Source organism: Variovorax sp. V93 (assembly GCF_041154485.1).
Lineage (GTDB): Bacteria > Pseudomonadota > Gammaproteobacteria > Burkholderiales > Burkholderiaceae_C > Variovorax > Variovorax beijingensis_A.
The window spans coordinates 3,801,886-3,819,680 of sequence record NZ_AP028669.1 but is presented as its reverse complement, the minus strand read 5'-3'; the positions used below and the strand labels follow the sequence as shown (position 1 = coordinate 3,819,680).

Sequence of the window (17,795 nt, the reverse complement as noted above, 5' to 3'; positions counted from 1 at the left end):
CGGCATCTGCGCGGGCGGCGCCGTCACCTGGCCCTGGCTGCGCTGAAGGATTTCGCGGACTTGATCATTCCCCGCATCATCTGCGTGAGCGGGAATTCCACGAACCTGTAGACCATGTGCGAAGCCCAGATCGACGCGATACAGACCGCAACGGAAATGACAAGGATCTGAGGCACCGAGGTGAAGCCGAGCAGTTTGACCGCGAGGGGGATGGCCACCAGGATGAACGGGTGAAACAGGTACAGCGAGTAGGAGCTGTCCCCGATGGCCAGGATCACGCGCAGCCTGGCCCAGAACGATCCGAGCGATATCAACCCGAAGAAAATCATTGCGGAGGGAATTGCCAGCGCAAATCCCCGGAGTTCGCTGCTGCCAAGGCCTTCCGAAATTGCCAGATGCGCAAGAAATGCTCCGGCGGCCATCAAGACGATCGACACCGGCATGCTCTGCCGGATCAGCCCCTTCTTGAACGCCACGCCAATGGCCACGCCGAAGGCGAACTCCAGGAACAATGAAAAATTCATGATCTTGTAGTCGAGGCCGGAAAGCAATCCAATGAACGACGCAGCGGCCAATACCAGGCACGCGAGATAGGCGTTCTTCGGCCTTGCGGTCGGCAGCGCGACCAGCGCCCACAAGCCGTAGAAAATGATTTCATAGGTGAGCGTCCATCCGTTATTGACCAGGTACGGGGCGGACGTGGGCCACAGGAAGAACGACGCGGCAATGTCGGTGGGCTCCTGGGCATTGCTGTTGATCAGCTTCGGCGCAAGGATGAAGACCAGCAGGGCCAGCAAGGACAGCCCCCAATAAAGGGGAAACACCCGGATGATCCGTTTCTCCATGAATTCCACGTGGGTCATGGTCTTGTTGGCCGTGACAAAGTAGATGATGAAGCCGCTGATCATGAAGAAGATATCGACTCCGATGATTCCGAAATCGAACAGCGGAATGGCTCCGCCGGAAAGTGCATGTGCTTTCTGCGCCGCGTGATGGACCACGACCAGCAGCGCGGCAATGCCTCTGCCTGCCTGAATGGATTCGACGTACTGTGGCTGGTCCACCGCAATGGATTGGGATTTCACGAAATTCGATCCTGACGGGTGGGACGGACAAAGAGCGGGTTGTTCGAAATGGCGGCGGCCTGCCTGCGCCGCAGGAGCCTCTTTTCGGCCAGCTCGGTTTTCTGCGCCAGCGCCATGGCCGAAAAGACGAGCGGGCTCACGATGGCGAAATGGCGCGCAAACGAGCCGAAGTCGGGCTCGAACACCCCTTCGATGATGAGGAAGGACAAAGGCGCAAGGGCCACCTTGCCGGCCTGGACCAGGTTCCTATTGCCCGACTTCGCGCCCTCGACGACAACCTTCACCATCCATATGAACGTGAAAGGCATGATCGAGATGAACGCCAATTGGCTGACCGAGCCGAAGCGCAGAAGCTCGAGCGGAAATGCCAGCCGGAAGAAGGTGATCGTGGCATTGAGCGCCTGCAGCAGGGCGTTGTCGGAGGCGATGACTGCCTCGATGACCGTTCGCGATCCTTCGGCGCCCACTTCCCGGTTCTCATTGACCGTTGCGCGGGCAAAGTCGAGCGTGGCGCCAAGTGCGATCTGGAAGGTCAGCGCGAGCGCGATATAGACGACGACGATGATGACCAGGAGCCTGAATACGGTGAGCTGCTTTCTGATCAACCGCAGCCCGAGCCACACGGCGCTGACCAGGAGCCAGTACTTTCTGACCACCCAACCGTAGATCGTCGACGACAGGAACCACGTCAGCCCGAACCCGCTGTGCTGCGCCGCCATGACCGAGAGCAGAACCACGCAGGCCGACAGCATGTCCTTCGAAAGCACCGAAAGAAAAATGGCCCTGATGAATCCCCATCCAAGCGAGACAAAAAATACGCCAAGGGGAATTCGGCTGAATTGGAGTATCGGTATGACAGTCAGCGTGACGCTCAGAAAAGCGCCGGCAATGGGCGCCGTCTTGGCGCTGAGCCCGGCCGATTCCAGCAGGAATGCGCTGCAGGCGTAGGAGTTTCTTTCCTCGATCGTGGTGGAAGTGAGCTGGCACAAATCGGCGCCGAAGAAACTCAATAGCGTTTCTTCATCCGGAAAATTCTGGGCCGCCGTATCGTGGTAGAGAAATGGAATGACACCGACGATCAGGGCGGAAAAGAAAAAGATGATCAGCGATATGGCCGGATCAATTGGCTTGCCGCGTATGCTCAGAATCGTCAATTTTCATTCCGCTTGGAAGGAAGCGCTCATGTAGAAGATAGTTCAAGGAGTAAGGAGCATTCGGCGTCGCGTCCGAATGGACGATCTTGCTGAACTGTGAAGCTCTTTGATCGCGATTCCGGGTATCAGAATGTGATGCGTCCTGCATCAGCACTACCCCTTGAAAATACCAGCAAAGAATATGCCGATCGCCTTTAAAAGGTGATCATTTGTATCCTTAATTCAGCGGCCGCGAAGCGCTGATGGCGGCGCCGGAGCGCGGGCGCCGCTGTGGCCCGGCTAGGACGCGCGCAGGGCGTCCGAGCCGCCGGGGCCGCCGTCGCCGGAAGCCTTTGCCTTGTCTTGTATCAGCTCGATCTTGTAGCCGTCGGGATCGGTCACGAAGGCGATCACCGTGGTGCCGCCCTTCACGGGGCCGGCTTCGCGCGTGACGTTGCCGCCGGCGGCCTTGATCTTTTCGCAGGCCGCGTAGGCGTCGGGCACGCCCAGCGCGATGTGGCCGTAGGCGGTGCCGAGTTCGTAGCTTTCGGTGCCCCAGTTGTAGGTGAGCTCGATCTCGGCCTGCCCCGGGTTGCCGCCGCCGTAGCCGACGAAGGCGAGGCTGTATTTGTACTCGGGATTTTCCGAAGTGCGCAGCAGGCTCATGCCAAGCACCTGGGTGTAGAAGTCGATCGAACGCTGGAGGTTGCCGACGCGCAGCATGGTGTGGAGGAGTCGCATCTCGTGGGATCTCTGTTGTTGCGGGGGAAGAATTCCATTGTCGGGGCTAGGGCCTGTTAACGCTATTTCTGGGGATCGCGTTGCCCGGCCAAGGGGCTGGCTGCAAGGCGCCCGTGCGCCGCAAGGCGTGCGCCTTGCAAGCGCGGCCCTAGGCGAGCGCGAGCAAGTGCGCCTCGTGCTTGCGCAGGAATTCGCGCAGGTGCTGCGGATACTCCGGCACCACCGCGCTGCGCACGCTCGGCCGCGCCGCCAGCGCCTTGCGCCAGGCATTCACCTTGGGCAGGGCATCGAAGATGTGCGAATTGCTGATTTCGTCGAAGACCTCGAAGTAGCGAAAGATCGGCGCGAACACCGCATCGACCAGGCTGAAGTTTCCGCCTGCAAAGTAGGGGCCGGCACCCAGCGCAGCCTCGACGCGCTCGAACTTGGCGGCCAGGGCCAGGCGCTTCTGCTCGAACACTTCGGCGTCGCGCGTGGTTTCGTAGCCCCACAGGTCGCCCAGGATGGCCGAGCCGAACTCCATCCACGCGCGATGCTCGGCGCGGGTGAGCGGATCTTCGGGATGCAGGCGCGGGCCGGGCTGGGTCTCTTCGAGGTACTCGCAGATCACGTTGCTCTCGAACAGCACCGCCTCGCTGCCGTCAGGGCGCTGAAGCCGCAGCAGCGGCACCTTGCCCAGCGGCGAGATGGCAACGAACCAGTCCGGCTTGTTCGCCAGGTCGATCACCACGCGCTCGAAGGGCACGTTCTTTTCGGCCAGTGCGATGGCGGCGCGCTGCACATAGGGGCACAGCAGGTGGCTGACGAGCGTGAGGGGCTTGCTGGACATGACGTTGGGCTCTCCGGAAAGTTGAAAGTGGAACCGCGGCAATTCTTGCGGCCCCGAACAACCTTTTCCCGAAAAGCCCATTCGCTGAACGGGCGCCTTGTGCTATTTGAGGGTGTCCAGCCAATGCGTGATGCGGCCGCCGTGCATCACGCCGATCCGGTCGGCCATGGCATGGGCCTCGGCTTCGTTGTGGGTGACCAGGATCGCGGTCTGCCCGGCGCGCCGGAGGATGCCGCGCACCTCGGCCGTGAGGCGCTCGCGCGTGCCGCCATCGAGGTTCGAGAACGGCTCGTCGAGCAGCAGCAGTTCGGGCGAAGGCGCCAGTGCGCGGGCGAGCGCAATGCGCTGCTGCTGGCCGCCCGAGAGTTCGTGCGGAAAGCGCTCGCCGGCATCGGCCAGGCCCACCAGCGCCAGCATCTCGGCCACGCGCGCCTGCTGCTGCGCACGGCTCGAGCGGCGCAGGCCGAAGGCCACGTTCCGGCTGGCGGACAGGTGGGGAAAGAGCGCGTACTCCTGGAACATCATGCCCACGCGCCGCTGTTCGGGTGGCAGGTGCACCCGGGTGGAGGAAAGCAGCACGTCGCCGAGCCGGATGGTGCCGGCGCGCAGCGGCTCGAAGCCCGCGATCGCCCGCAGCACCGTGGTCTTGCCGCAGCCCGAGGGGCCGAACAGGCAGGCGATCTCGCCGGCGCGCAGCGAAAGCGAGAAGTCGCTGACCACGGCATGCAGGCCGCGCGGCGTTTCGTAGGCGAGCTGGATCGATTCGATGGAAAGGGGGGAACTCATTGTGTCTTTGCAGCTGGCGTGCCCAGCTGGTTGCGCGCCAGCAGCACCACCGGCAGCAGGCCGGCCGCCACGATGGCGAGCGCCGCGATCGCGCCTTCTTCGTAGGTGCCGCGGGCGGCCTCGGCATAGAGCCAGGTGGCCAGTGTGTCGAAATTGGCCGGCCGCAGCAGCAGCGTGGCCGGCAGTTCCTTCATGGCATCGACGAAGACCAGCAGCGCGCCCGTGGCAATGGCGGGCTGCAGCAGCGGCAGGTGCACGCGCCTGAGGGTGCCGCCGCTGGTTTCGCCCAGCAGCCGCGAGGCCTGCTCGATGGCGGGCGGAATGCGGGCGAGACCGGCCTCGATGCCGCCGACCGGCATGGCGAGGAAGCGGATCGCGCAGGCCGCCACCAGCACGATGCCTGCGCCCATGAGCGGCAGGCCCTGCAGGCCGAGCATGCCGGCCAGCGCGGCATCGAAGGCGAGCGCAGGCGTGAGCAGGCCGATGGCGAGCACCGTGCCGGGCAATGCGTAGCCGAGCGTGGCCGCGCGCGCCTGCCACCGTGCGCGGTTCGGGCGCGATCCCTGGCTGCGCGTGGCCCACGCCACCACCAGCCCCGCGGCCACGGCCGCCACGGTGACGCCGGCGGCCAGCGTGATCGTGTTGCCCAGACTTGCCAGCAGGCCTTGCGACACGCCGCCGCCCTGGCGCAGCCGCTTGGCGCTTTCCCAGACCAGGTAGAGGGCCGGCGCCACGAAGCCGACCAGCACCGGCAATGACGCGGTGGCGGTGGCGAGCCAGGCGGTGCCGCCGTGCAGGCGCCGCGGCTGCATGGCGCGCATGCGCTGCGCCGAGCCGAAGCGCTGGTGCCGGCGCCCGTTGCGTTCGAGCCAGACCAGTGCGACCACCACGAACAGCATGGCGCAGGCGATCTGCGCCGCACCGGCCAGGTCGGAGCGCGTGATCCAGGTGGTGTAGACCGCCACCGTGAGCGTGTTCACGCCCAGGAATTCGGAGGCGCCGATGTCGTTGAGCGTTTCGAGCAGCGCCAGGCTCAGCCCCACTGCGAGCGCCGGCCGCGCCAGCGGCAGCGCCACGCGAAAGAAGGCGCCGCGCCGGCTTTCGCCCAGCGTGCGCGCCGCTTCCATCAGGTGCGCGGGCTGCGTCATGAACATGGCGCGCGCGGTCATGTAGACGTAGGGATAGAGCACGAAGCCGAGCACGAAGATCGCGCCCGGCATCGAGCGCAGGTCAGGCAGGCGGAACTGGCGCGGGCTGTCGAAGCCCAGGGCCCAGCGGATCGCACCCTGCACCGGGCCGATCGGATGCAGCAGGTCCAGGTAGGCAAAGGCAACGATATAGGTCGGCATTGCGAGCGGCAGCAGCAGCGCCCAGTTCAGCACGCGGCGTCCCGGAAAGTCGCAGGCCGTCACGAGCCATGCGCAGCCGGTGCCGATCAGCAGCACCAGCGCACCCACGCCCATGAGCAGCAGGGCCGTGTTGAGCGCGGCCTGCGGCAGCACGTGCGCGAACAGCGGCCCCCAGTGCGCGACGCCCGAGCCGAAGGCGAGCCATGCGAGCATGAGCACCGGCGCGAGCACGCCGAGCGCGATGGCCATCGAGGCGAAGCGCCAGAACGGGCCCGCCGCTTGCAGGACTGGCGGCTGGCGCCTCGCGATCAACATCCGGCCACCGGCAAGGCGTGCCCTGCCAGGTTCATCACTGATCGAAACCGACCTTGTCGACCAGCGCACTGGCCTGCTTGCGGTATTTGGCAATCTCGGCCACCGGCAGCGGGTCGGCCTTCAGTTCGCCGATGGTCTCTCCGATGATCGGATCGAGCGCCACGCCCTTGCGCACCGGGTACTCGTAGTTGGCCTGCGCGTAGAGCGCCTGTGCCGGCTCCGATACCAGGAACTCGAGCAGCTTGACCGCGTTGGCGCGCTGCGGGGCATTCTTGGCCACGGCCGCGCCGCTGATGTTGACGTGCGTGCCGCCGCCCTTGGCGCCGGCAAAGGTCGGGCGGACCACCTTGATGGCGTCGCCCCACTTGCGCGCGTCGCTGCCTTCCTTGGCGCTCTTCATCTGACCGACGTAGTAGGAGTTGGCCAGGCCGATGTCGCAGATGCCGCCCAGGATGTCGCGCGCCACGTCGCGGTCGCCGCCCGTGGCCTTGCGGGCCAGGTTGGCCTTGACGCCACGCAGCCATTGCTCGGTCTTGGCCTCGCCGTCGTGCGCGATCATTGCTGCGATCAGCGCCGTGTTGTAGGGGTGCTGGCCCGCGCGGATGCAGACCTTGCCCTTCCACTTCGGGTTGGCCAGGTCTTCATAGCGGAAGCTGGTGATCGGCTGGTTCCTGTCGGCGTAGAGCACGCGCGCGCGCAGCGAGAGCGCGAACCACTGGCCGTCGGCGCCGCGCAGGTTGGCGGGCACGGCCGATTCGAGCGCGGCCGATTTCACCGGCTGCGTCACGCCGCCGTCGACCAGGTCCATCAGGTTTCCGATGTCCACCGTCATCAGCACGTCGGCCGGCGAGCGCGCGCCTTCGGCCTTGACCCGTTCGAGCAGGCCGTCCTTCACGAACACCGTGTTCACCTTGATCTTGCTCTGCGCGCTGAAGGCCGAGATCAGGGGCTGGATCAGCGCGGCTTCGCGCGTGGTGTAGAGCGTGAGTTCGTCGTTGGCGGCGTGCGCGGGCAGGGCGGTGGCAGCCAGCCAGGCGGCGGCGGTGCCGATCAGTGCGCGGGCGGCGCGGCCTTGGACGCCGGGGCGGTCGGTCATGAAGGATCCTCCAGGTGCAGAGACGTGTTTTGGGGCATCGCCACCGTCAAGGTGACGATGCGAATCATTATCACTGCGTTTGAGGCTGCTTTTTACGTCCTTGCACTTACATCCAGGAAAGAAGCGCGCCGCGGCACGGGGGACCGGAGGATGACTTCCACAACTTTTTCATCGACATCGACCGCGTCGAGAATCTGGCCGTTATCGCTTTGTCCGCAGTCCTGATGATTGGCTGCAGCATCCACCAGCAGTTCGAAACCTGCTGCTGACCGGCCGTCTTACACACAACCCAAACCAATTCGTTAGGTACTCGCAATGAACTGCGTGACAGTCGAAGAACTGGAGTTGTTGAGCTTCTTCGGAGTCGAGCCCACGCGGGCCGATCGAGACATGCCTTGGCCATACAACGACTTCTCCTACCTGATCGAGGTGGGCGGGTACACCGTCTCTTTCCGCATTGCCCCGGCCTACAAGGATCTATCCCTGTCGGTTGCCCACGACGGCTCCGAGCTATATGGCGTCAGAAGCGTTTCGATAAAAGACGTCCGATATCACAGGGATGCTGATCGAGAGACATTGGAGATTGCCGTCTCTGACCGAGACACGATCTGGTTCCGGCTTCGCCCAAGCCTGCTCATCACGCAGGAAGCGGGCGAGTGCAGCATTCCATCGATGCGTCTTCCCTGACAAGCATTCCTTGATCAGCGCTGCACGCTCTCGACATGAACGACGTGCGGAGAATAACGGCCAGCAACGCGCACTTGCTCGGATGGACGCAATGAGGACCAAAGCTCCTTGGATATGCAAAGGCCCAAGCGTCCGGTTTCAGGAAAGTCGCGGAGCTGAACCCGGTAGGTGCAGAAACATTTGCCTTTGCATTCGTTGAGGTCTGCCACCTCATAGGTTCGAACTTGATGCCCGCCTCGACCGGCAATGGAAACAAGGGCAAACACGACCAGGCTCCAGCTGTAGAGCGCCAGCAAACTGCTGATCCAGACAGCAAAGTATTTGCTCATCGGCATCGGCGAGCCGCGGCGAAAGTGAGGATGTATGCCAAGCCCGATGAGTCGCCGAGATCGATAGGCCATGAAGGTCGTAAATGGCAGGCTGGCGACAAATGCGCTTGCAAGGCACCACAGCTTGGCCCCGGAGGAGAAAAACACGCTGGGCAAATACACAACCAGCAAGCCCATCGGCAGCAGAAAAAACAGCACGACGGCCCAAGAAGAATTCTTCAGTTCTTTGGCGCTGGCAGGAAGCAACAGTCCCATGATGGCTGGATATTAGAGGCGGTTGCATTCTCCCGAGTACTAATCCACCCAGCGGCAAACCTGTGCCAGCGGCGCGCGCGACGTGCGGAACCGGTTGGCCGGGTGCGATGGATCCTCGTAGCCGAAGGCAATGCCGCAGACCACCTGGCGATCGTCCGGGATGTCGAACCAGCGATGCAGGAACTTCGAACGCGAGGCCACGGCCGCCTGGGCGATGCTGGCCACGCCCAGGCTGCGTGCCGCCAGCATGAAGTTGTTGACATAGGCGCCGCAGTCGAGCGCGCCATAGGTGCCGAGCAGCGCCTCGGTGGTGACGAGGGCCACGTGCGGTGCGCCGAAGAACCTGAAGTTCTCCTGCGCCTGCCGCTGCGAGGCCTCGCGGTCGCCGCGGGCCACGCCCACACTTTCATACAGCTGGAAGCCGCATTCGCGGCGGCGCTCGCGGTACACGCCGCGGTATTCCGCCGGCGGTGCAATGTCGAATGCGGCATCGGCCGCGGCTTCGTCCGAATCGAAGGCCCGGCGCAGCCGTTCGGTGGCCGCGGCACTGGCCATGATCACCTGCCAGGGCTGCGAGTTGCACCATGAAGCGGTGCGCTGTGCCAACTGAAGGATCGCATCGATCGTCTCGCGCGCGACGGGTTCGGCAAGGTAGCCGCGGCAGCTGTAGCGCTCGGCGAGGAGGGTCTCGAAGGCTGGCGCGGGCGAGGGGTCGCGAGGGATGGAGGAGGGCATGGACTGCGGCCGATCGATCAGCGTGGCAAGGGGGTCTCGAACACCAGGCAGGTGGTGGTGGCGTGCGCATACAGCGTGCCGTCGGGCCCCACGAGCCGCGCTTCGGCGGTGGCGAGCTGCCGGCCGCAATGGATCACCTTGCCCTCGGCGCGCACCCGCTGCACCTTGGGCGTGAGGCCCTTCACATAGTTCACGCTCAATTCGGCGGTGGTGTAGGCGCGCCCCGCCGGCATCATGGTGTGGACCGAGCAGCCCAGCGCCGAGTCGAGCAAGGTCGCAATCCAGCCGCCATGGATGGTGCCGAGCGGATTCAGGTGTTGCGCAAGCGGCGTGCCCTGGAACACGGCCCGGCCCGGGCTGACTTCCAGCAGGGCGAAGTCGAGGGTCTTGGCGATGGCGGCGTAGGGGATTTCGGCGCGCAGCATCGCTTCCATCATTTCGAGCCCGGTCTTGCCGGCGACCAGCTCCGGGCGTGCCAGGCCAGGTCCCGGCCCCGCGTCCAGGCGCTGGACGATCTCGGCCTCCTGGGCGATCCAGGCGTTGAGGGTGGCGTGCGGCTCGGCCATGAAAAAACTCCTTGATAGTTGCATATACAATTATTGTAGCTACAATGAACGGCATGAACGCTGCTCTGAAGCCTCCTCAGCTGAGGCCCCAAGGATGTACCAATTTCCGCCTGCGCCGGCTCTCCAGGCTGGCCTCGCGCCTCTACGACACGCATGTCGCGCCCAGCGGGCTCAAGACCACGCAGTATTCGCTGCTCTCGCACGTGCTGCATCTCGGGCCGCTGCGGCCGGTCGACCTGGCGCGCGAGATGAACGTCGACGCCTCCACGCTCACGCGCAATCTCAGGCCGCTGCTGGCTGCCGGCTTCCTGGTGCAGACGGAGGGGCCCGATGCCCGCAGCCGCATGCTGGCGATCACCGACGCAGGCCGCGACAAGCGAGCCGAGGCACAGCGCCTGTGGCACGGCGCGCAGCTGGCGCTCAACGACATCCTCGGCACCGAGCGCGTGCTGGCGCTGCATGCGCTGCTCGACGAGAGCCTGGAGCTGCTGCAGCGCGCCGGGCTGGGCGATGGACAACCGGAAGACGCAACGGGAGCCGGCGATGAATGAAACCCCTTTGCGGCGCCACGCGCTCTGGCTCGTGCTGCTGGCGGCCGCGGGCGCCTTCGCACTCACGATGGGGGTGCGCCAGACGATGGGCCTGTTCCTCTCGGCGCTCAACACCTCGACCGCGCTCGGCATCGGCAGCATCAGCCTGGCGTTCGCATTCGGGCAGCTCTGGTGGGGCCTCACGCAGCCGTTCGCGGGCGCCGTGGCCGACCGCATCGGCACCGGGCGCGTGGTGTTCCTCGGTGTGCTGCTGGTCGCCATCGGCACGCTGATCACGCCGCTGATGACGAGCACCGCCGGCCTGATCTTCGCGATCGGCGTGCTGGCCGCCGGTGGCGCCGGCATGGCCGGCCCTTCGGTGCTGATGGCCGCGACCACGCGCCTGGTGCCGGCCGAGAAACGCGGCCTGGCCACCGGCTTGGTCAACGCCGGCGGCTCCTTCGGACAGTTCGCGATGGCGCCGATCGCCGTCGGCCTGACGGCCGCCGTGGGCTGGGCCGGTGCCATGCAGTGGCTCGGCGTGCTGGTGCTGCTGGCGCTGCCGGCGGCATGGGTGCTCAAGGGCAACTCGAACGCAATGGCCGCGGCCTCGGCGGCCGCATCGGGCACGAAGCCGCTGAGTGCGCGCCAGGCCATCGGCCAGGCGCTCGCGACGCCCAGCTACCGCTACCTGAGCCTGGGCTTCCTGGTCTGCGGCTTCCACGTCGCCTTCCTCGCCACGCACCTGCCCGGCGTCGTCGCGGCCTGCGGGCTGCCGGCCGAGGTCGGCGGCTGGGCACTCGCGATGATCGGGCTCTTCAACATCGTCGGCAGCCTGGCCATGGGCTGGGCCGTGGGGCGCTGGCGCATGAAGTCGCTGCTGTCGCTGGTCTATGCCACGCGCGGCATCGCCGTGCTGGTATTCCTGCTGGCGCCGAAGACGACCGTGGTGATGCTGGTGTTCGCCGCCGTGATGGGCGTGACCTTCCTGTCGACCGTGCCGCCGACCGCCGGCCTGGTCGCCAAGATGTTCGGCCCGGCCAACATGGCGATGCTGTTCGGCATCGTGATGCTGGCGCACCAGGTCGGCGGCTTCCTGGGCGCGTACCTGGGCGGCTACGTCTTCCAGGCCACGGGCAACTACGACATCGTCTGGTACATCGACATCGCGCTCGCCGCGGGCGCCGCGCTGGTGCACCTGCCGATCCGCGAAGCGCGGCTGGCGCGTGCGAAGCTGGTGGCGGCATGAGCGGAGGACTCGATCCGCGCACGCGCATGCTGCTCGAGGCGCCGATCGTGCCGACCCTGCTGCGCCTGGCTGCGCCCAACGTGCTCGTGATGGTGGCGCAGGCATCCGTCGGGCTCATCGAAACCTACTTCGTCGGCAAGCTGGGCACCGATGCGCTGGCCGGCATGGCGCTGGTGTTCCCCATTGTCATGCTGATGCAGATGACCTCGGCCGGCGCCATGGGCGGCGGCATTGCCTCGTCGATCGCCCGTGCGCTGGGCGCGCGCCGCCGCGGCGACGCCGATGCGCTGGTGTGGCATGCGGCGGTCATCGCGATCGGCTTCGGCCTGTGCTTTTCGCTTGTGCTGCTGGCCGGCGGGCGATGGCTCTACGCCATCATGGGCGGCACCGGCGCGGCGCTCGACGCGGCCCTGACGTACTCGAACTGGGTGTTCGCTGGCGCGATGCTGGTGTGGCTCTTCAATTCCCTCTCGGCCATCATCCGCGGCACCGGCAACATGGCGGTGCCGGCGAACGTGACGGTGGCGGGCGTGGTGTTCCTCATTCCGGCGTCGCCGCTCCTGATCTTCGGCTGGGGACCGCTGCCGGGCATGGGCATCGCGGGCGGCGCGATGGCGTTGCTGCTGTACTACCTGCTGGGTTCCATCGCGCTCATCGTCTACCTGCGCTCGCCGCGCAGCCTGCTGCGCCCCACGCTCTCCGCACTGAAGCTGCGCTGGCCCCTGTTCCGCGACATCCTGCGCATCGGGCTGGTGGGTGCGGTGTCGACGGTGGCGACCAACCTCTCGATCGGCATTGCCACGGCCTTGACGGGGCACTTCGGTTCGGGCGCGCTGGCAGGCTACGGCACCGCCTCGCGGCTCGAGTACCTGCTGGTGCCGCTGGTGTTCGGCCTTGGCGCGCCGCTGGTCGCGATGGTGGGCACCTGCATGGGCGCGGGGCAGCGGGAACGCGCGCTTCGCGCCACCTGGGCCGGCGCGGCGCTGGCCTTTGCGCTCACCGAAACCATCGGCCTCGCCGCGGCGCTGTTCCCGCGCCCCTGGCTGCTGCTGTTCGGCAGCGACCCCGCCATGCTCGAAACCGGCGCGCACTACCTGCGCGTGGTGGGACCGTTCTATGGCTTCTTCGGCGTCGGCCTGGTGCTGTACTTCGCCTCGCAGGGGGCAGGGCGCCTGCTGTGGCCGGTGCTCGGCAACATCGCGCGGCTCGCGGTGGCCGGCGCGGGCGGCTGGCTGGCCCTGCGCTGGGGCGGCGGACTGGCCGGCGTTTTTGCGGCGCAGGGCGCGGCGCTGGTGGTGTATGGCATCGTCATTGCCTCGGCGATTGCCGGCGGTGCCTGGTTCGGCCGCGTGGGCTGGCCGCGCACGACCCGCGGCCTGCTGCGGCGCGTGGCGCAGGCGTGAACCGCTTCAGGCCGGCACCGTCGGATCAGTAGCGGTAGGGATTCTCGGGCCGGCGGTCGTAGCGGTTCGGCACGCCGTCGCCGTCGTAGTCCCTGCGGCCATAGCGGCGCTCTTCCCAGTGGCGATGCCGATGTTCGTAGCGGTCGCGCCCGTGGTAGTAGCCGGGGCCGTAGTAGTGATGCCGCGGGGGCGGCGGCGCGTAGTAGTGGTGGCGCGGCGGAGGCGGCGGTGCGGGCACCACATACACCTGGGCCTGGATGAAGCGGCCGCCGGTCTGGGCCTGTGCCGGGGCGGTGAGTGCAGCCAGCGACAGCAGGGCCGCGGCGCCGATGGCGTAAGTGAGCTTTTTCATGGCAACTCCCATGGAGTGGTTGGAAGCCCTATCGTGGAGGCTTCATGTGAACGCTGTGTAAGGCTGGAGCGAAATCGGATGAAGAGCTGTAAGCCGCTGCGCGGCCATGCCGCCATCCTGGACGCCCCCTCCACGGTCCGCAACCAGCCGAACGGACGTCAGCCGCGTGGCGGAGGCAGCATCCGCCGGAGTGCCTCGAAGAACAGGTCGGACTGCTCGCGTTCGCCCTGGATCTGCGCCGCAACGCGCGCGGCCAGCCCGGCCTCGACGGGAACCAGCGGGCGTCCGGTCGATTGCGCAATCACCTGGTGCAGGCTCGCGCGTTCGAGGTAGTAGAGATCGTCGTAGGCATGCGCAATGCAGGCGCCCGCCACGATCACGCCATGGTTCGCGAGAAAGGCAATGTCCTTGCTCGCCATGGCGCGCGCGATGCGCTCGCCCTCGGCATCGTCGAGCGCGAGGCCGTTGTAGACCGCATCGACCGCGATGCGGTTCATGTAGCGCATCGCGTTCTGGCTCAGCGTGGGATCGAGCGCGCGCTCGGCCGTGAGCGTGAGCGCCGTGGCGTAGGGCATGTGGCAGTGCAGCACGACCGCATGGCCCGTGAGGCGGTGCACCGCGCCATGGATGAACAGGGCGGTCGGCTCCACCCTGTGGCGCCCGGCGAGCACTTCGCCGTGCACGTCGATCAGCACGATGTCGTCGGCGCCGATCTCGCTCCAGTGCAGGCCGCGCGGATTGATCAGGTAGCGGTCCTGCGCGCCCGGCAACAGCACGCTGAAATGGTTGCAGACCCCTTCGGACAATCCGTGGTGGGCGGCTGCGCGCAGCGCGAGTGCAAGGTCTTCGCGCAGCTTGCGCACGGCGGGACTGGCGTAATCAGAATCGGCGGACATCGACGCTCCCTCGTGAACGTGGAAAGAAGGTTTTCAGGCGTGGGCTGCGTCCGTGAAGGCGGCAACGAACCGCTCGGCATCGGCGCGCACGGCCGAAGCCTGCTTGCCCGGCTTGTAGAGCGCGGAGCCGATGCCGAAGCCGGCCGCGCCGGCCGAACGCCATTCGGCCATGTTGGTGGGCGTGATACCGCCCACGGGCATCACTGGCGTGCCTTGGGGCAGCACCGCGAGCAGGGCTTTCACCACCGCGGGCGATGCGAGTTCGGCCGGGAACAGCTTGAGTCCGGTCGCGCCCGCGGCCAGCGCGCCGAAGGCTTCGGTCGGCGTCATCACGCCGGGCAGGCAGACCATGCCGAGCCGCACGGCTTCGGCGATCACCTCCGCATTGCAGTTGGGCGAAACGACCAGCTCGCCGCCGGCCGCATGCACATAGCGCACCTGCTGCACGTCGAGCACCGTGCCGGCGCCCACCAGGGCCTGCGGAAAGCGCGTGCGCATCAGCGTGATGCTGGCGTAGGGCTTGGGCGAATTGAGCGGCACCTCGAGCAGCCGGAAGCCCGATTCGACGATGGCATCGCCCACGTCGCCAGCCTCGGCAGGTGTAAGCCCGCGCAGGATGGCAACCAGCGGCAGCGCGCGCATCGCGGCTTCGAATTTTTGTTGCGGTGTGGTCATGGCGGATTTCTGTCTGCGTCGAGAAAGCCGGACAGCGCATGCAGCCCGGCCCAGGTGGCTTCGGCGCCGAGCCTGCGCGTGGCGATGCCGGTGGCGCTCAGCGCGAGCGTGTAGCGCTGCGTCAGCGCGGGGGAACCGATCAGCACCACCTCGCCGAAGGCATGCAGCGACTGCGTGCGCAGTTCTTCGCCAATCAGGAGGCCCGAGAGGTAGCTGGCGAGTTCCTGCGTGGGCATGCGCTCGAACAGCGCCAGCGTGCGCGCACCGAAGGCGTTGTGCAGCAGGCCCTGGCCGTTGTCGGCACGCGCGACGCCCTGCACGAAAGCGGCTTCGTCGAGCGGCGCATCGGCATCGAGCGTGCGCGCAAGAATCGAATGCTGGCTCAGCAGCGCGTAGAACTCGCCGGTCATGAAGGTGCGAAAGCCCGTGACGCGGCCCTTCTTGACCGTGGCCCACTTGTTGTGCGTGCCCGGCAGCACGAAGACGCCCTCGTCGACGTCCATCAACGCCATGGCGCCGAAGATCTGCACTTCCTCGCCGCGCATGACATCGGGAACGCCGTCATGCTCGTCGTTGAGGCCCGGCACGATGGAGATGCGCGAGCCCGGCCGCACGTCGATGTCGATGATGCTGCGGCCCACCTCGACGCGGCCCGCGGGGCAGGCGCAATACGGTGCCTCGACCCAGCCCTGCTTGCTGCCGGCCATGCCGGAGATCAGGCAGCGCGCACCTTCGAGGCGCATCCAGTCGCCGAACAGCGCTTCGAAAACCGCGGGGAACCCGCCTTCCGGCACCTTGAGGATGCCGCGCGCATCGCTGCGCTCTTCGAGCACCTTGCCGCCGGCATCGAGCAGTGCGCCGCGCAGTGAGCTCGTGCCCCAGTCGATGGCGACCAGTCTTGTCATGTCAGTGATTGTCGCGCGGCACGAAGGCCCCGCGGCGACCGCGCAGGAAGGCCAGGTCGGCTCCCTGGTCGGCCTGCAGCACCGTGTCGACGTACAGCTTCCAGTAGCCCGAGTCGAGCGGCGCCTTGGGCGCGATCCACTTCTCGAGCCGCCTTGCGAGCTCTTCGTCGCTCACATGCAGATGCAGCTTGCGGTTGGGCACGTCGAGCTCGACGATGTCGCCGTCCTGCACCAGCGCGAGCGGCCCGCCCGCGGCCGCCTCGGGCGCCGTGTGCAGCACCACCGTGCCGTAGGCCGTGCCGCTCATGCGCGCATCGCTGATGCGGACCATGTCGGTGATGCCCTTGCGCAGCACCTTCGGCGGCAGCGGCATGTTGCCCGACTCGGCCATGCCCGGATAGCCGCGCGGGCCGCAGTTCTTCAGCACCATGACGCAGTGCTCGTCGATGTCGAGGTTCTCGTCGTCGATGCGCCTGTGCAGGTCGTCGGCGTTTTCGAACACCACTGCCCGGCCCTTGTGCACCAGCAGTTCGGGCGTGGCGGCACTGGGCTTGATGATGGCGCCGTTGGGGGCGAGGTTGCCGCGCAGCACGCAGATGCCGGCCTTGTCCTTGAAGGGTTCGGCCAGCGGGCGGATCACCTGCGGGTTGTAGTTCTCGGCGTCCTTCACGTTGTCCCACAGCGTCTGGCCGTTGGCCGTGATGGCGTCCTTGTGCAGGTACTGCGCGATCTCCTTGATGACCACCGGCAGCCCGCCCGCGTAGCAGAAGTCTTCCATCAGGAAGCGGCCCGAGGGCTGCAGGTCGACCAGGCAGGGCAGCTCGGAGGCCAGCCGGTCGAAGTCGTCGAGCGAGAGATCCACGCCGATGCGCCCTGCGATGGCCAGCAGGTGAATGACGAGGTTGGTGGAGCCGCCGATGGCCGCATTGACCTTGATGGCGTTCTCGATCGCCTGTCGCGTGAGGATCTTCGACATGTGGAGGTCTTCGTGGACCATGTCGACGATGCGCCGGCCGGCCATTCGCGCCAGCACGTTGCGCCGGCCATCCACCGCAGGGTAGGCGGCATTGCCGGGCAGGCCGATGCCCAGCGACTCGACCATGCAGGCCATGGTGCTCGCAGTGCCCATGGTCATGCAGTGGCCGTGGCTGCGGTGCATGCAGCTCTCGGCTTCAAAAAAGTCCTGCAGTTTGAGCGTGCCGGCGCGCACCTGCTCGCTCATCTGCCACACGCCGGTGCCCGAGCCCAGCTCCTGGCCGCGCCACTTGCCCGAAAGCATCGGGCCGCCCGAGACGCCGATGGTCGGCAGGTCGACGCTGGCCGCGCCCATCATGAGCGCGGGCGTGGTCTTGTCGCAGCCCATGAGCAGCACCACCCCGTCGAGCGGATTGCCGCGGATGCTTTCTTCCACGTCCATGCTCGCGAGGTTGCGGTACAGCATGGCGGTGGGGCGCAGCAGCGTTTCGCCGAGCGACATCACCGGGAATTCGAGCGGGAAGCCGCCCGCTTCATACACGCCGATCTTCACCTGCTCGGCGAGCGTGCGGAAGTGCGAGTTGCAGGGCGTGAGCTCGCTGAAGGTGTTGCAGATGCCGATGACCGGACGCCCGTCGAACTGGTCGTGCGGCACACCCTTGCCCTTGACCCAGCTGCGGTAGATGAAGCCATCGCGGTCATGGCGGCCGAACCATTGCTGGCTGCGCAGGTCTTCGGGTTTTTTCTTGGGGGAATTGCTCATCGGTTTGTCTCCGTTTACGACCGCTTACGGCCCCAAACCTCAGGGTTTGTCCTGCCGATCGGCCATTTCAATCATCATATGATAAGTGCGAACAACATGCCGGACCCTTAGTGTTTTCGAGCGTCGGCATAGCAAATTTCA

Annotated in this window: 18 protein-coding genes and 1 pseudogene; 4 read left to right on the top strand and 15 right to left on the bottom strand. The window is 66.4% G+C overall.

The features are described 5' to 3' along the window. Nucleotides 1–23: 23 nt before the first annotated feature. The 7 genes from ACAM54_RS18120 to ACAM54_RS18090 all read right to left on the bottom strand — a co-directional run bounded on the left by ACAM54_RS18120 (nt 24) and on the right by ACAM54_RS18090 (nt 7,334). Nucleotides 24–1,085, bottom strand: a complete 1,062-nt coding sequence (locus ACAM54_RS18120; protein ID WP_369648468.1) for an acyltransferase family protein — start codon at nt 1,083–1,085, stop codon at nt 24–26. Beyond that, nucleotides 1,082–2,239 (bottom strand): hypothetical protein, encoded by a 1,158-nt coding sequence (locus tag ACAM54_RS18115; protein ID WP_145746097.1) that lies wholly within the window; start codon nt 2,237–2,239, stop codon nt 1,082–1,084. Before ACAM54_RS18115 ends, ACAM54_RS18120 begins: the two co-directional genes overlap by 4 nt. A gap of 279 nt (nt 2,240–2,518) precedes the next feature. After that, nucleotides 2,519–2,959, bottom strand: coding sequence for a lactoylglutathione lyase (gloA, locus tag ACAM54_RS18110; RefSeq protein WP_145746098.1), 441 nt, complete (start codon nt 2,957–2,959; stop codon nt 2,519–2,521). Between the two features lie 148 nt (nt 2,960–3,107). Next, nucleotides 3,108–3,788, bottom strand: coding sequence for a glutathione S-transferase family protein (locus tag ACAM54_RS18105; protein WP_369648467.1), 681 nt, complete (start codon nt 3,786–3,788; stop codon nt 3,108–3,110). Nucleotides 3,789–3,890: 102 nt separating this feature from the next. Further along, the gene (locus tag ACAM54_RS18100) at nt 3,891–4,574 is read right to left on the bottom strand and encodes an ABC transporter ATP-binding protein (RefSeq protein WP_369648466.1); all 684 of its coding nucleotides are present in this window, start codon (nt 4,572–4,574) and stop codon (nt 3,891–3,893) included. Next, nucleotides 4,571–6,172, bottom strand: coding sequence for an ABC transporter permease (locus ACAM54_RS18095; protein ID WP_369650998.1), 1,602 nt, complete (start codon nt 6,170–6,172; stop codon nt 4,571–4,573). The genes ACAM54_RS18100 and ACAM54_RS18095 overlap by 4 nt, the downstream gene beginning before the upstream one ends. A gap of 100 nt (nt 6,173–6,272) precedes the next feature. After that, nucleotides 6,273–7,334 (bottom strand): Fe(3+) ABC transporter substrate-binding protein, encoded by a 1,062-nt coding sequence (locus ACAM54_RS18090; protein ID WP_369648465.1) that lies wholly within the window; start codon nt 7,332–7,334, stop codon nt 6,273–6,275. 315 nt (nt 7,335–7,649) lie between these two features. Between ACAM54_RS18090 and ACAM54_RS18085 the strand changes: the two genes are divergently transcribed. Beyond that, nucleotides 7,650–8,021: a hypothetical protein gene (locus ACAM54_RS18085; RefSeq protein ID WP_369651881.1), complete on the top strand. Its 372-nt coding sequence runs from the start codon at nt 7,650–7,652 to the stop codon at nt 8,019–8,021. Nucleotides 8,022–8,035: 14 nt separating this feature from the next. Here ACAM54_RS18085 and ACAM54_RS18080 read toward each other — a convergent pair whose 3' ends face one another. The 3 genes from ACAM54_RS18080 to ACAM54_RS18070 are packed head-to-tail and all read right to left on the bottom strand — an operon-like array spanning nt 8,036 to nt 9,906. Then, nucleotides 8,036–8,605 (bottom strand): hypothetical protein, encoded by a 570-nt coding sequence (locus tag ACAM54_RS18080; RefSeq protein WP_369648463.1) that lies wholly within the window; start codon nt 8,603–8,605, stop codon nt 8,036–8,038. A gap of 39 nt (nt 8,606–8,644) precedes the next feature. Next, on the bottom strand, nt 8,645–9,340 hold the full coding sequence (locus ACAM54_RS18075) for a nitroreductase (protein WP_369648462.1): 696 nt from the start codon (nt 9,338–9,340) through the stop codon (nt 8,645–8,647). Nucleotides 9,341–9,357: 17 nt separating this feature from the next. Continuing rightward, the gene (locus tag ACAM54_RS18070) at nt 9,358–9,906 is read right to left on the bottom strand and encodes a PaaI family thioesterase (protein WP_369648461.1); all 549 of its coding nucleotides are present in this window, start codon (nt 9,904–9,906) and stop codon (nt 9,358–9,360) included. A gap of 53 nt (nt 9,907–9,959) precedes the next feature. Between ACAM54_RS18070 and ACAM54_RS18065 the strand changes: the two genes are divergently transcribed. From ACAM54_RS18065 to ACAM54_RS18055, 3 genes are read left to right on the top strand one after another with little or no spacing between them, the layout of a single operon-like run. Then, complete coding sequence (locus ACAM54_RS18065; RefSeq protein ID WP_369648460.1) at nt 9,960–10,457, top strand: MarR family winged helix-turn-helix transcriptional regulator; 498 nt, start codon at nt 9,960–9,962, stop codon at nt 10,455–10,457. Then, the gene (locus ACAM54_RS18060; protein ID WP_369648459.1) at nt 10,450–11,685 is read left to right on the top strand and encodes an MFS transporter; all 1,236 of its coding nucleotides are present in this window, start codon (nt 10,450–10,452) and stop codon (nt 11,683–11,685) included. The genes ACAM54_RS18065 and ACAM54_RS18060 overlap by 8 nt, the downstream gene beginning before the upstream one ends. Then, nucleotides 11,682–13,088: an MATE family efflux transporter gene (locus tag ACAM54_RS18055; protein ID WP_369648458.1), complete on the top strand. Its 1,407-nt coding sequence runs from the start codon at nt 11,682–11,684 to the stop codon at nt 13,086–13,088. The genes ACAM54_RS18060 and ACAM54_RS18055 overlap by 4 nt, the downstream gene beginning before the upstream one ends. A gap of 25 nt (nt 13,089–13,113) precedes the next feature. On the opposite strand, the gene ACAM54_RS18050 is transcribed toward ACAM54_RS18055, so the two are convergent. The 5 genes and pseudogenes from ACAM54_RS18050 to ACAM54_RS18030 all read right to left on the bottom strand — a co-directional run bounded on the left by ACAM54_RS18050 (nt 13,114) and on the right by ACAM54_RS18030 (nt 17,654). Continuing rightward, the gene (locus ACAM54_RS18050) at nt 13,114–13,440 is read right to left on the bottom strand and encodes a hypothetical protein (protein ID WP_369648457.1); all 327 of its coding nucleotides are present in this window, start codon (nt 13,438–13,440) and stop codon (nt 13,114–13,116) included. Between the two features lie 158 nt (nt 13,441–13,598). Beyond that, a pseudogene (locus ACAM54_RS18045) lies at nt 13,599–14,339 on the bottom strand (aldolase); the annotation flags it as partial. 30 nt (nt 14,340–14,369) lie between these two features. Then, on the bottom strand, nt 14,370–15,011 hold the full coding sequence (locus tag ACAM54_RS18040; protein WP_369648455.1) for a 2-dehydro-3-deoxy-6-phosphogalactonate aldolase: 642 nt from the start codon (nt 15,009–15,011) through the stop codon (nt 14,370–14,372). Next, nucleotides 15,008–15,916, bottom strand: coding sequence for a 2-dehydro-3-deoxygalactonokinase (locus tag ACAM54_RS18035; protein WP_145746113.1), 909 nt, complete (start codon nt 15,914–15,916; stop codon nt 15,008–15,010). The genes ACAM54_RS18040 and ACAM54_RS18035 overlap by 4 nt, the downstream gene beginning before the upstream one ends. A gap of 1 nt (nt 15,917) precedes the next feature. Beyond that, nucleotides 15,918–17,654, bottom strand: coding sequence for an IlvD/Edd family dehydratase (locus ACAM54_RS18030; protein ID WP_369648454.1), 1,737 nt, complete (start codon nt 17,652–17,654; stop codon nt 15,918–15,920). Nucleotides 17,655–17,795: the final 141 nt, after the last annotated feature.

What these genes read in the sequence shown, in the direction of transcription:
- gloA (WP_145746098.1), bottom strand. Translation starts at nt 2,959, where the DNA reads ATGCGACTCCTCCACACCATGCTGCGCGTCGGCAACCTCCAGCGTTCG.
- ACAM54_RS18105 (WP_369648467.1), bottom strand. Translation starts at nt 3,788, where the DNA reads ATGTCCAGCAAGCCCCTCACGCTCGTCAGCCACCTGCTGTGCCCCTAT.
- ACAM54_RS18100 (WP_369648466.1), bottom strand. Translation starts at nt 4,574, where the DNA reads ATGAGTTCCCCCCTTTCCATCGAATCGATCCAGCTCGCCTACGAAACG.
- ACAM54_RS18095 (WP_369650998.1), bottom strand. Translation starts at nt 6,172, where the DNA reads ATGGCCATCGCGCTCGGCGTGCTCGCGCCGGTGCTCATGCTCGCATGG.
- ACAM54_RS18090 (WP_369648465.1), bottom strand. Translation starts at nt 7,334, where the DNA reads ATGACCGACCGCCCCGGCGTCCAAGGCCGCGCCGCCCGCGCACTGATC.
- ACAM54_RS18085 (WP_369651881.1), top strand. Translation starts at nt 7,650, where the DNA reads ATGAACTGCGTGACAGTCGAAGAACTGGAGTTGTTGAGCTTCTTCGGA.
- ACAM54_RS18080 (WP_369648463.1), bottom strand. Translation starts at nt 8,605, where the DNA reads ATGGGACTGTTGCTTCCTGCCAGCGCCAAAGAACTGAAGAATTCTTCT.
- ACAM54_RS18075 (WP_369648462.1), bottom strand. Translation starts at nt 9,340, where the DNA reads ATGCCCTCCTCCATCCCTCGCGACCCCTCGCCCGCGCCAGCCTTCGAG.
- ACAM54_RS18070 (WP_369648461.1), bottom strand. Translation starts at nt 9,906, where the DNA reads ATGGCCGAGCCGCACGCCACCCTCAACGCCTGGATCGCCCAGGAGGCC.
- ACAM54_RS18065 (WP_369648460.1), top strand. Translation starts at nt 9,960, where the DNA reads ATGAACGCTGCTCTGAAGCCTCCTCAGCTGAGGCCCCAAGGATGTACC.
- ACAM54_RS18060 (WP_369648459.1), top strand. Translation starts at nt 10,450, where the DNA reads ATGAATGAAACCCCTTTGCGGCGCCACGCGCTCTGGCTCGTGCTGCTG.
- ACAM54_RS18055 (WP_369648458.1), top strand. Translation starts at nt 11,682, where the DNA reads ATGAGCGGAGGACTCGATCCGCGCACGCGCATGCTGCTCGAGGCGCCG.
- ACAM54_RS18050 (WP_369648457.1), bottom strand. Translation starts at nt 13,440, where the DNA reads ATGAAAAAGCTCACTTACGCCATCGGCGCCGCGGCCCTGCTGTCGCTG.
- ACAM54_RS18040 (WP_369648455.1), bottom strand. Translation starts at nt 15,011, where the DNA reads ATGACCACACCGCAACAAAAATTCGAAGCCGCGATGCGCGCGCTGCCG.
- ACAM54_RS18035 (WP_145746113.1), bottom strand. Translation starts at nt 15,916, where the DNA reads ATGACAAGACTGGTCGCCATCGACTGGGGCACGAGCTCACTGCGCGGC.
- ACAM54_RS18030 (WP_369648454.1), bottom strand. Translation starts at nt 17,654, where the DNA reads ATGAGCAATTCCCCCAAGAAAAAACCCGAAGACCTGCGCAGCCAGCAA.